At 71.9% G+C, this 14,442-nt stretch carries 13 protein-coding genes; 7 read left to right on the top strand and 6 right to left on the bottom strand.

Features of this window, described 5'->3' with window-relative positions:
- The first annotated feature begins 48 nt into the window (after nucleotides 1–48).
- Together ACH4ZA_RS29515 and fdhD are read left to right on the top strand one after the other, a co-directional pair.
- Complete coding sequence (locus ACH4ZA_RS29515) at nucleotides 49–1,431, top strand: L-serine ammonia-lyase (protein ID WP_398432425.1); 1,383 nt, start codon at nucleotides 49–51, stop codon at nucleotides 1,429–1,431.
- Nucleotides 1,432–1,482: 51 nt separating this feature from the next.
- Nucleotides 1,483–2,442 (top strand): formate dehydrogenase accessory sulfurtransferase FdhD, encoded by a 960-nt coding sequence (gene fdhD / locus ACH4ZA_RS29510; protein ID WP_398432424.1) that lies wholly within the window; start codon nucleotides 1,483–1,485, stop codon nucleotides 2,440–2,442.
- A 198-nt stretch (nucleotides 2,443–2,640) separates the two neighbouring features.
- On the opposite strand, the gene ACH4ZA_RS29505 is transcribed toward fdhD, so the two are convergent.
- Nucleotides 2,641–3,204, bottom strand: a complete 564-nt coding sequence (locus ACH4ZA_RS29505) for a hemerythrin domain-containing protein (RefSeq protein ID WP_398432423.1) — start codon at nucleotides 3,202–3,204, stop codon at nucleotides 2,641–2,643.
- Nucleotides 3,205–3,473: 269 nt separating this feature from the next.
- Between ACH4ZA_RS29505 and ACH4ZA_RS29500 the strand changes: the two genes are divergently transcribed.
- The gene (locus ACH4ZA_RS29500; protein ID WP_398432422.1) at nucleotides 3,474–4,286 is read left to right on the top strand and encodes a hypothetical protein; all 813 of its coding nucleotides are present in this window, start codon (nucleotides 3,474–3,476) and stop codon (nucleotides 4,284–4,286) included.
- A gap of 49 nt (nucleotides 4,287–4,335) precedes the next feature.
- Here the strand turns inward: ACH4ZA_RS29500 and ACH4ZA_RS29495 are convergent, their stop codons facing one another.
- Nucleotides 4,336–4,698, bottom strand: a complete 363-nt coding sequence (locus tag ACH4ZA_RS29495; protein WP_398432421.1) for a DUF1036 domain-containing protein — start codon at nucleotides 4,696–4,698, stop codon at nucleotides 4,336–4,338.
- A complete protein-coding gene (locus tag ACH4ZA_RS29490) occupies nucleotides 4,695–4,898 on the bottom strand; it encodes a hypothetical protein (protein ID WP_398432420.1) in 204 nt (67 codons plus the stop codon). Before ACH4ZA_RS29490 ends, ACH4ZA_RS29495 begins: the two co-directional genes overlap by 4 nt.
- Nucleotides 4,899–5,137: 239 nt before the next feature.
- Between ACH4ZA_RS29490 and ACH4ZA_RS29485 the strand changes: the two genes are divergently transcribed.
- Nucleotides 5,138–5,776 carry a hypothetical protein gene (locus ACH4ZA_RS29485; protein WP_398432419.1) on the top strand — a complete coding sequence of 213 codons (639 nt, stop codon included), beginning with the start codon at nucleotides 5,138–5,140 and terminating at the stop codon, nucleotides 5,774–5,776.
- A 21-nt stretch (nucleotides 5,777–5,797) separates the two neighbouring features.
- On the opposite strand, the gene ACH4ZA_RS29480 is transcribed toward ACH4ZA_RS29485, so the two are convergent.
- From ACH4ZA_RS29480 to ACH4ZA_RS29470, 3 genes are read right to left on the bottom strand one after another with little or no spacing between them, the layout of a single operon-like run.
- Nucleotides 5,798–7,252, bottom strand: coding sequence for an MFS transporter (locus ACH4ZA_RS29480; protein WP_398432418.1), 1,455 nt, complete (start codon nucleotides 7,250–7,252; stop codon nucleotides 5,798–5,800).
- Nucleotides 7,249–9,255 carry a PEP/pyruvate-binding domain-containing protein gene (locus ACH4ZA_RS29475; protein ID WP_398432417.1) on the bottom strand — a complete coding sequence of 669 codons (2,007 nt, stop codon included), beginning with the start codon at nucleotides 9,253–9,255 and terminating at the stop codon, nucleotides 7,249–7,251. The genes ACH4ZA_RS29480 and ACH4ZA_RS29475 overlap by 4 nt, the downstream gene beginning before the upstream one ends.
- Entirely contained in the window at nucleotides 9,252–10,625 is a 1,374-nt protein-coding gene (locus tag ACH4ZA_RS29470; RefSeq protein ID WP_398432416.1) for an acetyl-CoA carboxylase biotin carboxylase subunit family protein, read from the bottom strand. The genes ACH4ZA_RS29475 and ACH4ZA_RS29470 overlap by 4 nt, the downstream gene beginning before the upstream one ends.
- Before the next feature lie 354 nt (nucleotides 10,626–10,979).
- Between ACH4ZA_RS29470 and ACH4ZA_RS29465 the strand changes: the two genes are divergently transcribed.
- From ACH4ZA_RS29465 to ACH4ZA_RS29455, 3 genes are all read left to right on the top strand, one after another.
- Nucleotides 10,980–12,182, top strand: coding sequence for a PAS domain-containing protein (locus tag ACH4ZA_RS29465; protein ID WP_398432415.1), 1,203 nt, complete (start codon nucleotides 10,980–10,982; stop codon nucleotides 12,180–12,182).
- Nucleotides 12,183–12,482: 300 nt separating this feature from the next.
- A complete protein-coding gene (locus ACH4ZA_RS29460) occupies nucleotides 12,483–13,274 on the top strand; it encodes a maleylpyruvate isomerase family mycothiol-dependent enzyme (protein WP_398432414.1) in 792 nt (263 codons plus the stop codon).
- Between the two features lie 183 nt (nucleotides 13,275–13,457).
- The gene (locus ACH4ZA_RS29455; protein WP_398432413.1) at nucleotides 13,458–14,426 is read left to right on the top strand and encodes a hypothetical protein; all 969 of its coding nucleotides are present in this window, start codon (nucleotides 13,458–13,460) and stop codon (nucleotides 14,424–14,426) included.
- The last annotated feature ends 16 nt before the right edge of the window (nucleotides 14,427–14,442 follow it).

Below are 14,442 nucleotides of genomic sequence, written 5' to 3'. Positions count from 1 at the left end.
CGTGTCGGCACCGACCGGCACGCCCCCTCCGACTCCACGGAGCGTGGCGTGGCAATCAGCGTCTTCGACCTGTTCTCGATCGGCATCGGTCCGTCCAGCTCGCACACCGTGGGTCCGATGCGCGCCGCCGGGATGTTCGTCAGGCGGCTGAAGCAGGACGGGGCGCTGGCCCAGACCGCCGCCGTACGGGCGGAGTTGTTCGGTTCCCTCGGCGCGACCGGCCACGGTCATGGCACCCCCAAGGCGGTGCTGCTCGGCCTGGAGGGCAACGAGCCGCACACGGTCGACGTCGCCCGGGCCGACCTGGACGTCGAGCGCATCCGAGCCACCGGACGTCTGCGTCTGCTCGGGGAGGAGATCGGTCCCGCTCACGAGATCGACTTCGACGTCTCGGGCGATCTGGTCCTGCACCGCAGGAGGTCACTGCCCTACCACGCCAACGGAATGATCCTCTTCGCGTACGGCGCCGACGGCGTGCCCCTGCTGGAGAAGACGTACTACTCGGTCGGCGGTGGCTTCGTCGTCGACGAGGAGGCCGCCGGCGCGGACCGCATCAAGCTCGACGACACCGTGCTGCCCCACCCGTTCAGCACCGGTGACGAACTGCTGCGGCTCGCCCGGGAGACGGGCCTGTCGATCTCCGCGCTGATGCTGGAGAACGAGCGGGCCTGGCGCACCGAGGCGGAGATCCGCGCGGGCCTGCTGGACATCTGGCACGTCATGGATGCCTGTGTCTCCCGGGGGCTGGGCCGCGAGGGCATCCTCCCCGGCGGTCTGAAGGTCCGTCGCCGGGCCGCGGCGGCCGCCCGCGCGCTGCGCAGCGAGGGCGACCCGCAGGCCCGCGCCATGGAGTGGATCACGCTGTACGCGATGGCCGTCAACGAGGAGAACGCCGCCGGCGGCAGGGTAGTCACCGCACCGACGAACGGCGCGGCCGGCATCGTCCCCGCCGTCCTGCGCTACTACCTCGATTTCGTCCCGGGCGCCGACGACGACGGCATCGTCCGCTTTCTGCTGGCCGCCGGCGCCATCGGTCTGCTCTTCAAGGAGAACGCCTCCATCTCCGGCGCCGAGGTCGGCTGTCAGGGCGAGGTCGGCTCCGCCTGCTCCATGGCCGCCGGGGGTCTTGCCGAAGTCATGGGCGGCAGCCCCGAACAGGTCGAGAACGCCGCCGAGATCGGCATGGAACACAACCTCGGCCTCACCTGCGACCCCGTCGGCGGCCTCGTCCAGATCCCCTGCATCGAACGCAACGGCATGGCCGCGGTGAAAGCCGTCACCGCCGCCCGGATGGCCCTGCGCGGCGACGGCCGCCACCACGTCTCCCTCGACAAGGTCATCAAGACCATGAAGGAGACCGGCGCCGACATGAAGGTCAAGTACAAGGAGACCGCCCGCGGCGGCCTCGCCGTCAACGTCATCGAGTGCTGAGCGCGGAAGAGCGCCGGCCGGGACGTCCACGACAGAACGGGGAGTGAGGCCATGGGCCGGGTCACCGAACGACGGCGCGTGCTGCGGATCAGGGACGGGGCGCCGAGCACCCGCCCCGACACGCTGGTCGCCGAGGAGCCGATGGAGATCCGCCTGGACGGCAGACCCCTGGCCGTCACCATGCGCACCCCCGGCGACGACTTCGCCCTCGCCGCCGGGTTCCTGGTGAGCGAGGGCGTCGTGAGCCGGGCCGCGGACGTGGCGAACATCGTGTACTGCGCGGGCGCCGCCGAGGACGGCCGGAACACCTACAACGTCGTCGACGTCCGCCTCGCCCCCGGCGTGCCGCTTCCCGACATCACCCTGGAACGCAACGTGTACACCACGTCGTCGTGCGGCCTGTGCGGGAAGGCGAGCCTCGACGCCGTGCGGACCACCGCACGGTGGCCCGTCGCCGACACGCCCCCGGTCCGGGTGACCCCCGGTCTGCTGGCTGTCCTGCCCGACCGGCTGCGGGCCGCGCAACAGGTGTTCGACCGCACCGGCGGACTGCACGCGGCCGGACTGTTCTCGCCCGAGGGCGACCTGCTGGACCTGCGGGAGGACATCGGCAGGCACAACGCCGTGGACAAGGTGGTCGGCCGCGCGCTCCGGTCCGGTGCGCTCCCGTTGTCCCGCACCGTCCTGCTGGTCTCCGGACGGGCGTCCTTCGAACTGGCCCAGAAGGCCGTCATGGCGGGCATCCCCGTGCTCGCCGCCGTCTCCGCGCCCTCCTCGCTCGCCGTGGACCTGGCCGCGGAGACCGGCCTCACCCTCGTCGGCTTCCTGCGCGGCGGTTCCATGAACGTGTACGCGGGCGAGCACCGCCTCGATCTGCGGGCGTCGGCCCCGGCCGGCGGAGTGGGCCCGGTACACGGCCTCGGTCGAGCGGTCCCCGGCGGAGTCGGTCACTTCGGAGCGCAGGGCGACCGCGCCGGCGGCCGGGTCGCGGACGGACGCCTGCCAGGTTGATCCGGAGCGCCCGACGAGCGCCGCCGTCCACGGCCCGCTCACGTCGGCGGGCGGCCGCCCGCCGTCCCTCGGGGCGGCGGGACAGCGCACCAAGACGCCGAGCGACTCCGTCAGCCGGCCGGCCCCGGCGGCTTCGGCAGCCGTGGGAGTGGAGTTTCTATCGGTTCGGTCGGTTCGGTCGGTGCCGGTCGACGTCGGTCACCCCTGCTTTCCGCGCCCGGTGAGCATGTCGCGCAGACGGTCGACCATGCCGGCGCCGGGCGCGAGGAGCTTGTTCGCGGGCGGGGTGTCCGGCGCCGACGGGTGCGGGCGCGTGGGAGCGTGCCGCTTGGCCGAGCGCACCTTCTCGCCGAGCCCCTCCAGCGCGTCGGCGGAGCAGACGTCGGCCAGCATCGGGAAGAGCCGGGTCTCCTCGTCGCGGACGTGAGCCGTGACGGAGTTCTTCAGCCTCAGGAGGAGCGCGTCGAAACGTCCGTCCCCGGGTCGGCACTCTTCGAGCTCCTTGAGCATGTTCTCGACCTCGGCGTGGTCGGCGAGCTCCTTGTCGGCGAGGTCGTCACCTCCGTCGACGTACCGGCGCACCGTCGGGTACAGGTGCTCCTCCTCCGCCACCGAGTGCCGGATCAGCTCCATGGTGAGCCGGTCCGCCAGTTCGCGTCGCCGCGGGTCGCCCTCCGGCAGCGCTTCGATCTGGGCGAAGAGCTCGTCCACCTCCCTGTGGTCCGCGGTCAGTTCCTGGATGACGTTGCCGCCGTGTCCCATGCGTTCTCCGTTCCTAGACGCTTCGGGGGCCGCCGTGCGACCGGCTGCGTCCGGCCCTTCGCCGACTCGGCCGCCCAGCACCGATACCTGCCACGCGGGCGCGGGCGACCTCACGCCGGTCGGACACTTCACTCCGGCGGCGGACGGGTTGGGGCCCGCCACTAGGGCGTCCGGCGCAGCGACCGCCGTCCGGGTCGTCGAAGACCCGTCTCCTCATTTTCTGTTATGCCAATTGACACATCATCAAATGCAGGCCTAGGGTCCTGGCCATGGAAGAGCGCAGAGGACGCGGTCGGCCCCGTAAGAATCCGGAGCAGCTCGCGCGATGGACACCCCCCGAAGGCTGGTCCCGACTGGTCGCCTGGCTCTCGCCCGAGGAGAAGAAGGCGCTCAAGCGCGTTGCCGTCGAGGCTGAGGTCTCCGTCGCGGACCTGGTCCGCGCACTGGCGGGCGGACTGGCGTCCGGTGTCATCACGCACGAGGAACTGATGGGCCACGTCTGGAAGGGCATGCAGGTCATGGAGAAGATCCCCACGCTGTTCGAGCGGGACGGCGACTTCCGCGTCGTCGACCGGCCACGGCCCGACTGTGCATGGGTGTTCGAGGGGGAGGGGACCCCGACGGAGAAGCTCGACGGGACGAACGTCCGCCTCACCGTCCGGGCCGGCCGTCTGGTGCGGGTGGAGAAGCGGCGCAACCCGAGCAAGCTGCAGAAGGCGCAGGGGATCAAGGACGGTTGGTACGTCGACACCGACGAGCAGGCCGCTGAGGACAAGTGGGTCCTCGCCGCCGCCCGCAACACCGACGTCACGTCATGGCCGGACGGCGAGCACTCCTGCGAGGCGCTCGGCCCCCGCATCCAGGGCAACCCCCTGCGGTTGGGCGACCACCGGTGCGTGCCGTTCAACCTGGAGGCGCCGGTCTACCGGAGTGTGCCTCGCGACTACGCCGGCCTGCGCGTCTTCCTCGCCGAACTGGAGAGCTGCTTCGCCCCCGGCACCCTGGCCGAGGGCATCGTCTTCCACCACCCGGACGGCCGCCGGGCCAAGATCAAGCGCAAGGACTTCCCCGTCTCCGCGTGACGGCTTCGGTCCGCGGCGGTGGTCTCGAAGGGCCACCGCGGCCGGCCCGTCAGGGCCCGACGACGTTGATCGTGTGATTGATCGAGGTCGCCGGCACGATCACCTTCCTCATGCCGAGCAGCCGGGAGTCGCTGCTGCCCGTGGTCCAGCACCAGTCGAACGCCTGGTCCGGAAGCTGGGTGGTGAAATCGCCGCCCCAGCTCAGAGTTCTGTCCTGATTCTCCGCGAAGAAGAAGTACTTCGCCCCGTTCACCGGGCCCGAACGCACCTTCAGATCCGTGTGGGGAGTGACCATGAACCATCCGGTCTTCGACCACGGGTCGCCCTTCGACGCGCAGTCGCCGTCCGCATAGGCGTAGGCGAACCAGACGGTCGTCGACGTGCTGTTCTGGAAGTAGAGTCCCACGGTCATCCCTCCTGCGGCGTGGGGTCGTCACCGCGGACGTCGTCGCCGACGTAGCCGCTCTCCACCCCGGGCCGGTGGTCCTCACCGCTGGAGACCTCCGCGGTCCGGTCCATCGGGACCGCCTCGCCCGTCCGGTCCGGACCGCGTGACCGCCGGCGTTCGGCAGCCTCGTCCGCCGTCCAGGCCCGCGACAATCTCTCCGTCATACGCGACACCCTCCTCGGTCGAGGCTGCCTCGGGTCGGGCGTGTCACCGGCCGGTGCGGTTTCACCAGGACCGAAGCGCCCGCCGGGCTCGCCGCATCACCAGAGCTCTGACGGGGTCTCCCACCTATCCAAACTAGATTCGACGCACCCGCCTCGCATCCGGGCGAACGATCAGGGGAGTTCCGGCCACGGGAGCGTTAGCGTGTCATGCCTATGACATTAGAGGGGTGATGGTGCACATGAACGGATCCGCCTACAGCAGTCCGACCCGGTGGGGCCTCGCGCTGGGCGCGGCCCTGGTGTCGACGGTGCTCTGCATGCCGGCGACCGCGGCTGTCCCCGCGGACGCCGAGAGGGGGCAGGGCGCGGCCACCGCTGTGGCCGCGCACGGCGAACGGGCGTGTCCCGTCGTGTACTTCGACCTGGGCGAGACCCTGGTGCACACCGCCGCCGACGGCAGCACCACCTACCTGCCCGGGGCGGCCTCGTATCTCCGGATCCTGCGGGAACGCCGCATCGAGGTCGGCCTGATCACCAATGTGCCGCCCTCCTGGGGCACGACCGACGCCGAGCGCGCCGCCCGGCTCCGGACGGAGGTCGACGCCACGTGGCGGGGCCCGGCGGCCTTCGCCTGGGCGGACTTCGGCGACCGGATCCGTACGCCGCGCACCGAAGCCGAACGCAAGCCGTCACCGGTCCTGTGGCAGCGCGCCAAGGAGGACTCGGCCGGCTGCCGGGTCGTCTACCAGGCGGAGACGGCCCAGGAGGTCACCGTGGCCGCCTCGCTGGGCTTCGTGTCGTACCAGGTCGGTCAGCCGCACCGGCCCGCGTTCCTGCCGGCGGGACTGATCGAACTCCTCGGCCGTCACCTCGCTTGATCGCCGTTGGCGGTCAGGGCGTCACCTCGTTCGTGGTCGCCGCGGGGCCTGGTCCGGTTCGAGAGCCTTCCTACAGCCGACGGCCCCCGTGTCCGCCCGGTCGGGAGCATCGTCGCCCCCGGCCGGCGACGTGGGGCCACCGGCTCCCGCGCGACCGCCCGTCCGCGGCGGCGCCGCCTGCTTTCCGTCCCGGCCCGCACGGGCCACCACCCCGCTGCGCAGCAGCAGTTGGAAGACCCCGAGCAGCACCGCCGTGGCCAGCGCGCTGTGCCACAGCAGGGCGTCCAGATGCCCGGCGGACAGGTACGCGCCCGCGGCGACCGCGGCCAGGGCGCACACCGCGCGGTCCACGATGCTCTCGACCGACAGCAGGGTGGCCCGCGGAGCGTGCGCGGGGACCGCGTCGTTGACCAGTTTGCGCTGGACCGGGAACGCGAACCCGGTGGCGGCGGCGAACAGGCAGAGCAGCACGACGACGGTCCACGGCCCGCCGAGGGTCATGGCCGCCAGGGTGGCCGCCAGTGCGAGACTGAGGACGGACACCCAGGCGACCGGCGGCAGTCTGCGGCTGAGCCATTGGGGCCGGGCGGACGCCACGGCCTCCGCCACGGTCATCGCGGCCAGCACCCCACCGTGCGAGGCCTCGCCGATCCCGTGGTCCAGCAGGATCGGCTGGAACAGGTTGACCTGGCAGATGCGCGACAGCGTGAAGACCGCCACGCCCTGCACCATCACCAGGGCCAGCCACGGCGATGAGGCGACGCAGCGCAGTGCGGTCCCCGCGTCCCGCAGGAAGGCGCCGCCGCGGCGCCCGCCGCCGTCCCCGCCCGTGTCCGCTTCGGCTCCCCCTGCGGCTCCTTCCCCGGCGAGGCGGGGCAGCAGCGCGGCGCAGACGAGGGAACCCGCCGCGCTCGCGGCGCTGAGCACGTACGGGGCCGGGTGCGCGAGAGCCATCAGCGGCCCGACCAGCGGCCAGCACACCACCTTGGCCGCCAGCCCAAGTGCCCGCGCGGTGCCCTCCGCCCGCAGGTAGTGCTCGTCGCAGCGTTCCGCCCGCAGCCCGTCGTACAAATAGGCGCTCGCCGCGCCCGAGGTGAGCGACCGGCCGGCGGCGATGGCCAGGAAGTGAAGGAGGAACCCGGTGTAGGAGGCGCTGACCACCGGGGCCAGGTTCGCGGCGGTCATGACCACCGCGCCGGCCCGCAGGCAGTTGCGGGTGCCGATCCGGTCGGCGATCAGCCCCGTCGGGATCTCCAGCAGGCAGAAGGCCACGTAGTAGATGCTCTGGATGCCGAAGATCTGTGCGTCCGAGAGGCCCGCCGCCCTCTGGTAGGCGTAGAACACCGGCATCCACCACAGCAGATTGAACAGCAGCTGGAAGCCGTAGTTGAGCCGGATGATGCGGCGGGCGGTGTCGGTCGGGCCCGTGGCCGCTGCGGCGCCGGGGCGGCGCGGCCCGTCGGAACGCGCCCTCACAGCGCGTAGGGGCGGATCTGGACCAGCCGGAACTCGCCCTGCTCGGTCATCAGCCACTCGATGTCGAGGGGCCTGTCCACGTCGGTGCCGCTGAAGTGGGACTGCAGAAGCCGCCCGGTCAGGGACAGGTCTGCGAGCCGGTCGCGGACGGCGGCGGACAGCCCCCGGTCGCACGAACCCAGCGCGACGGTACGGCCGCCGCCCTCCACGGTGTTGTACAGGTACTGCTGCGGCAGCACCGTCCCGTCGACCACCTGCTCGGGGGAGCCCGGGGAACAGTTGAGGTAGACGTTGCGGAAGTCCTCCCGGCGGGTCGGGTTGCAGGTCACGAGGACGCCCCCCAGGGAGGCGGGCACGTACTCCTGGATGATCACACCCATGTAGGTGTCGTCGAGGGGGATGCCGACCTGGTGGCGCAGCCGCACGCTGCGCGGCGACACCAGGGAGGCCCACACCTGGCGCAGTGCGTCGAGGAGTTCACCCGTGCCGTGGACGGTGGTGACGGAGTCGTACACGCCCGCTGCGGAGAACCCGGGGAGGTCTTCGGCGTTGGAGGAGGAGCGCACCACCAGCCGGCTGCGCGAGGCCGCCGCGGCGGGGAAGGCCTGGTCGATCCGGCGGCTGACGGACTCGGGGACGGGGGTGTGCCGGATCAGGTGCTGCAGGTGCAGGCACAGCGAGTCCAGGACGTCCGTGGCGTCGAGCTCGAGCGCCATCTTCAGCTTGCCGATGCCCTGCTGGAGCGCGGGGGAGGAGGCGAGGAAGCGTTGCTGGAGCGCGAAGGGGAGGGCGACGCCCTCCGGGGCGCCGACCGCTCCGGCGACGAACTCGGCTGCTTTCGCGCGGAGTTGATCCGGAGTGAAAGCGGTGAGGCCGAGACGGGCGGCGAGATGGCCGTAGAGGTCCTCGCGCGGCGGGCGGGGCCGTCCGTAGAAGGAGGTCAGATCCACCGTGCGGCTGTCGAGAACGTGGTGCAGCTCGCCGAGGTTGGCCGCCTTCGTGCCGTAGCGGTCGCGGTCGGCGCTGCGCAGCCGGTGCAGGGACAGCACGGGGGCGTCTTCGAGCAGGGGCGGTTCGAGGCGTATGCGCTGCTGGTGCCAGGTCGGCGCCCGCAGGTCGGGTTCGTGGTCGAGGCGCTCCAGGGATATGTCGTCCTCGTCGACCCGGTAGCTCACCCACGCGCCGTCGAGGCCGCCCTCGTCGACGAGTCGCTCCAGGTCGCGGACGATCGCGTTGGGGATGCCCCATCCGGAGGCGAGGACGTTGGTGTGCGAAAGCGGCGTGATCGGCGCGGTGTTGATGAAGCCGGCGACCCGCGGCACGTCGTCCGGCAGGCAGGGCATGGCCACGATGTCCGCCCAGCCGAGACCGGTCTCCGCCGCCGTGTACTCCTCGGCGGTCCGGAAGAACCGCAGCCGGCCGGTGGCCTCGCCGGGGTTCAACGGCGTGCGGTCCCGGGAGCCGAACAGCTCGTGGCTCAGGACGCGGGGCACCCGCTGTTCGCTGATCGCCGACAGCTCTTCCTCCTGCCGGTGGTTGGCGGGCTTGAGCAGCAGCGGCAGCCTGCTGTCGACCCGGGCCCGCACGAACTCGTAGAAGAATGCCAGCAGTTCACCGTGCATGGTGTCCGCCTCGGTCGTCTCAAGGACGAGGAACGACCGCTCCCGGCCCCGCTCCTGCTCGGTGTGCAGGGACAGCACGCCGAGCAGGAACCGGCGCTCGGGATCGGTGTAGACGGAGGCGTTGAACGCGTCCAGCTCCGCATCGAGCGCGGCGAGGTCCATCCCCAGCACCCGGGTGGCGACGTAGTTGACGTGGAAGGGGTGTGCGCCGGTGTCGAGCAGATGCCAGGTGTGCTCCGCGCGGTCGACGACGACCTTGAGGTAGGGATGACCGGCCAGCACTCCCGACAGCGTCCGGAAGAGCGGCAGGGAGAGGTTCTCGCCGACGACCGTACGGTCCGTGACGGGCTCGGCGGCGCCGGTGGACAGGAGAGTGCTCATGCCCCGGCCTCCTCGGACCGCGCGGCGGGCAGCACCCGGGGCAGGGCGTCCACCAGGGTCTCGAAGTCCCGCAGCACCGTCCGCGGGTCGGCGGAGGAGAGCAGGCACAGGGCCGCCATCGTGTTGGCGCCCGCGGCGGGGTCGTACACCGGCACGACACTGCCGTCGGGCAGGGAGCTCTCCGCCACCACCGACAGCTCGCTGTCCGGGCTCAGCGGGACGTCCGAAGCGACCACGGGGAAGTCCCAGACCCTGCGGTCCTGCCAGGCCTCGCCGCGGCCGTCGACCGCGAGGACGACGAGAGAGCCCGCCGCACCCCGGGCCTGCGCCGGTGCCAGGGCCTGCTCCGGCCAGGCGACAGGGCGTCCCAGCAGGTGGTCGACGAGCATGCCCACCAGGTCGAGTCCGAAGACCTCCTCGATCTGCGGCACCGTCATCGCACCGCCGAACCGGGCGGCGGTCTCGATGAGCCACATGCTGCCGTCGGGGCCGAGCTTGATCTCCGTGTGCGTCCCGCAGTCACGCAGGCCCAGCGCGTCGACGGCGCGGCGCGCCAGGTCCACGACGCGGTCCTGCGCGTCCGGCGAGAGCAGGGCGGGGGTGATGCCGGCGCGCTCGGTGAAGGGCTCGACGGTGGGCATGCGGCCGCTGAGACAGACGGGATGGAACACGCCGTCCGCCACGACGCCCTCGACGCTGAGGTAGTCGCCCCAGCCGGGCTCGGCGAACCAGTCCGCCGCCCTGCCGCTGACGATCTCCTCGACCACGAAGTCGGCGTCCGCTTCCGCGACATGCAGCTCCGCGTACCCCAACTGGGCGGACTCGGCCATGACCTGGCGCGAGCGGGCCCAGGCGGCGGACGCCTCGGCGGGGGAGGCGATGATCTGGTGGGCGGTGGATCCCGCGCTCCAGGCCGCCTTGAGCAGCAGGGGACAGGACAGGGCGTTCACCGCCGCCTGCAGATCCGCCTGTGTGGCGACGGGGCGGAACGCGGGCTGCGGCAGGCCGCTGCGCTGCCAGGTACTGCGCATCAGCCGTTTGTCGCGCGCGAGTGCCGCGGCGGCGCCCGCGCCCGACAGGCCGAGCTTCTCGCAGGTCTCGGCGACGGCCACGACCGCGTACTCGGAGAAGGTGAGCACGGCGTCCGCGCCCACCTCCTGGGCCCGCGAGACGATCAGGGCGACCAGATCGCGGCGCTCGGCCTCGTCCGGCGTCGTGACCGAGGCGCACAGTCGGGCGGCGGAACCCGCCACGGCGGGGGGAAGAGCGCTGAGCGCCAGCAGGTGCACGTCCGCCCTCGCAGCCGTCCGGGACAGGACATGGCCGAGCGGCGGACCACCCTTGGCATGCACCAACAGCACCGTGCTCACAGGATTCGTCTCCATTCACCTGGTCGGGAGGGGCCGCCCTCCGCACCGGCGGTGCGCGGACGGGCCCGGGGATCGACAGCGGGGAACGGCATCCGGCGCGTCCGCCCCCACACTCCAGGGGACCAGGCTGTAACCGTCCATATCGCCCCGGCCGACCCCCGCGACTCAGGCAAATGCCTGAGTCGCGGGGGCGATCCGCGGACTCTCGTGCCCGGAGCGCGAGCGGGCGGTGGGCGGCGCGTCCGCCGTCGACTTCCGGCAACTCGGCCGGGACTGGCGCTTGTGCCGTACCGGGCGGGATGTCCAACGTCAGGTGACTGTGCGTCAGTCAGTCATATACGGACGGAGACCGTTGTGGACGACCCGAGCCTCAAAGCACTGCTCGACACCCTCCCCGTGTTCTGGAGGGAAGTCGACGAGCCGTGGCAGGCGGGGGAGACGATGGCCGACGGCCCCTTGCGGGCGGGTGAGCCGCACGAGGCCGGCCGCCGCGCCGAGCCGGGCGGCCCACAGCGCACCGCGGACCGCCGGCAGCGGGCAGCGGAACTCGCAGGGCCCCGCGGCTACGCCGCCTTCGCGGACCTCGTCGACCTCGCTCCGGCCGCCGCCTTCATCCGGGACCGCGACGGGCGGTACCTGTGGGCCAACCACGCCTACGCGCACCTTTACGGCACCGTGCCGCAGCAACTGGTCGGCAGATACATCGAGGACTTCGACGCCCCGGCCGAAGCCGACCGGTTCCGGGCCCTGGACCAGCAGATACTCACCCGGGGCACACCCGTCCGGCACACCCTGCGCTACCTGCGCCAAGACGGCACCACGGGCCGCGCGGTCGGCCATCGCTTCCCGGTGCGGGACCCGTCCCGCACCTGCGTCGCCGGCATCTACGTGGACATCACCGATCATCTGCGGGCCACGGAGCGGCGACAGGAGGCCGAGGAGAACCTCAGCGCCCTGCGTGACCACAGCGGGCTGCCCTGCGCCCTGTTGTCCGCCGACGGGCGGGTGATCGAGGCGAGCGTGGCGGCCGCAGAACTCTTCCATCTCGGCCTGGCCGACCTCGTGGGCCGCCGGGCCCACACGCTTCTGGCCCCCGAACCGGAACCCGATCTCGCACGGCTGCACCGCCGCTGGAACGCGCTGATAGCCCGCCGTACCCGCCGAGTCGAGACCACCGCCGTGCTCGTCGACGCCCATGGACTGCAGCGGCGGGCCGAGCTTCACCTGACGACTATCGGCCATTCCGCCAGCCGGGCACGGCACGTGTGGGCCGTGATCACCCATCAGAGCCTCGCCCACGAGGCGCATCCGCCGCTGACCGCCGCGCAGGTCCGCATCCTGTCGCTGCTGGCGCAGGGCAGCAGCAACAGCGACATAGCCGCCTCGCTGAATCTGTCGCGGCAGACCCTCGACTACCATCTCAGCCGCCTGCGGCACCTGCTGGGCGCCGCGACCCGTCCGGCCCTCGTGGCCCGCGCCTACGTCCTCGGCATACTCGCCCCCCACGCCTGGCCCCCACGCTCGGCCACGGCGGCCCATCCCCTCAGCACCGCGTGACCTCCGCGGACGGGAACACGCGTGCCGCCGCCGACCGTCGACGAGCCGCGTGTCGGTTCACCGCGATGCCGCTCGTGCCCGTGCAGCAGACGGCGCGAGCGAAGTGGGTCGGACACGCGGTGAGGGATCCCCGCGTGGGTGGAGTGCGAGTGCGGGTGCGAACATCTGGAGGGTCGTGAAGCCGGAGGCGGCAGGCACAGGCCGCCGAGCGCCTGCCGCGCGACGGATTCTGCCGCCTGCCGCCTGCGGGCGGCCGACCCGGCGTCACCTCATGCCGCCACCCAGAGAAAGGCTCCCACGATGAACTCGCTGGACCGCCCCGCCCACGGGCCCGCTCCGCTCGACCACCGCGCCGCGGTCGCGGTGGAGACCGCCCGGCTCGTCGCAGCGCTCAGGGATGCCGACCTGACGACCGCCGTGCCGAGTTGTCCCGGTTGGACACTGGCGGACCTGGTCAAGCACACCGGTGGCGTCCAGCGCTGGTTCTCGGGTCTTCTGCACGCGCGCATCCAGAAGCCCCCGCGCTCGCGGGAGGTGGACCTGCGGCTCCCGGAGCGGCCGGAAGAGTACCCGGACTGGCTGACCGACAGTGCGGCCGTGGCCGCGCAGGCCTTCGCGGCCACCGACCCGGACCTGCCCATGTGGGCGTGGGGTGCGGATCAGCATGCCCGCTTCTGGGCTCGCCGGATGCTCTTCGAGACCCTGGTGCACCGGGTCGACGCCGAACTGGCCCTGGGCCGCCGGCCCACGGTCGACCGCCCGTCGGCGGTGGACGGGGTCGACGAGTTCCTCGTCAACCTGCCCTTCGCCGCCCCCTTCGCGCCGAAGGTCGCCAACCTGCGCGGTCCCGACAGGACCATCCGGTTCCACGCGACCGACGGTGCGGAAAACTGGCTTGTCCGCCTGCGGCCCGACGGCTTCGGGCTCGACGCGAACTTCGGTGCCGCCGAACCCGCCGACGCCACCGTTCATGGAACCGCCGCCGACCTGTTGCTGCTCGTCTACGGCCGACTGCACCACGACGCCGACGGCTTCGCTCATGACGGAGACGGCGACCTGCTGACTCACTGGTTCGCCAACTCCGTTTTCTAGGGCGGGTCCACGTCGTCCCGGTCCTCGTGCGCCGGCGCGGAGAACCGGCAGCGGGACAGTAGTCGCCGGAGCCGCAGTCCGATAGCGTACCGACCAGGCGGTACGTCACACGGGGTGTCCCACACGCCTTCATGTGCCCGATGAACACCGACGTTTCATCCACGACAGGACGGAGAACCGCTCATGACACAGGCACAGGCACAGGCACAGGTGCAGACGCAGGCACAGACGCAGAACCTGACCCGCGACAGCCTCGCCTACGCACGCGAGACCTGGAGAACCCTCGAGCCCTACCACGGGGCGGTCTACTTCTCACCCGAAGCGGCAAGCCGGTACGGCGAGTTGGGCGTCGACGCCAGGACGGGGTACGTCGCGTCCCGTTCTGCCGCGCTCGGCGCAGCTTCGGCGGAGGTGGTCATCGCCACGTTCTACAACTTCAATCCACAACTGGTGCGCCGGGCCATACCCGCGGCATGGGAGGTCGCCACGCCGCAGCAGTTCACCGCTGCCCGGCTCGCGGGGATCGATGCCACGCTCCGCCGCATCCTCGGCGCGGAGGTCTCCTCGCCGGCGATGGTCCGGGCCGCGGAACTGGCCCGTAGCGCAGCTGAAGTGACGGTGCATCACCCGCAGGGGCGCCCTCTCTTCGCCGCGCACGCCGCATTGTCGTGGCCGAGCGAGCCCCACCTCGTGCTCTGGCATGCGCAGACGTTGCTGAGGGAGTTCCGGGGCGACGGCCATGTGGGGGCACTGCTGACCGCCGGACTGAGCGGGGTCGAAGCACTCGTCACGCATGGCGCCGCAGGCGACGTCGATGCGGGGGTCCTGCGCGACTCTCGGGCATGGACGCCACAGCAGTGGGACGAGGCCGTGACGAGCCTGCGTGAGCGTGGATGGCTCGACGACGGACCGGACCTGGCGCTGACCGAGGACGGTGCGCGGCGCCGGGCGGAGATCGAGCACACCACCGACCGGCTGGCCGCCCTCCCGTACCTCACGCTCGGTCCCACGGCCTGCGCCGAACTCCGCTCGTACGTCAGGCCGTTCAGCCTTGCTCTGGCGAGGGAACTCCTGCCGTGGGCAGTCGGCCGCCTGAAGGAAGAGAGCGCGGGAGACAGGGCACCGGGGCCGGGAACGCCCGATGGCGCCTGAACCCCCGCACGAGTCG

Origin of the sequence: Streptomyces sp. NPDC020597, assembly GCF_044335095.1 — a bacterium.
In the GTDB taxonomy this organism is placed as follows: Bacteria; Actinomycetota; Actinomycetes; order Streptomycetales; family Streptomycetaceae; genus Streptomyces.
The sequence above is the reverse complement of the archived record's forward strand: the minus strand, read 5'-3'. Positions and strand labels throughout refer to the sequence as shown.

Coding starts and splice junctions, on each gene's coding strand:
- fdhD (WP_398432424.1), top strand. CDS start 1,483: ATGGGCCGGGTCACCGAACGACGGCGCGTGCTGCGGATCAGGGACGGG.
- ACH4ZA_RS29505 (WP_398432423.1), bottom strand. CDS start 3,204: ATGGGACACGGCGGCAACGTCATCCAGGAACTGACCGCGGACCACAGG.
- ACH4ZA_RS29500 (WP_398432422.1), top strand. CDS start 3,474: ATGGAAGAGCGCAGAGGACGCGGTCGGCCCCGTAAGAATCCGGAGCAG.
- ACH4ZA_RS29495 (WP_398432421.1), bottom strand. CDS start 4,698: ATGACCGTGGGACTCTACTTCCAGAACAGCACGTCGACGACCGTCTGG.
- ACH4ZA_RS29490 (WP_398432420.1), bottom strand. CDS start 4,898: ATGACGGAGAGATTGTCGCGGGCCTGGACGGCGGACGAGGCTGCCGAA.
- ACH4ZA_RS29485 (WP_398432419.1), top strand. CDS start 5,138: ATGAACGGATCCGCCTACAGCAGTCCGACCCGGTGGGGCCTCGCGCTG.
- ACH4ZA_RS29475 (WP_398432417.1), bottom strand. CDS start 9,255: ATGAGCACTCTCCTGTCCACCGGCGCCGCCGAGCCCGTCACGGACCGT.
- ACH4ZA_RS29460 (WP_398432414.1), top strand. CDS start 12,483: ATGAACTCGCTGGACCGCCCCGCCCACGGGCCCGCTCCGCTCGACCAC.
- ACH4ZA_RS29455 (WP_398432413.1), top strand. CDS start 13,458: ATGACACAGGCACAGGCACAGGCACAGGTGCAGACGCAGGCACAGACG.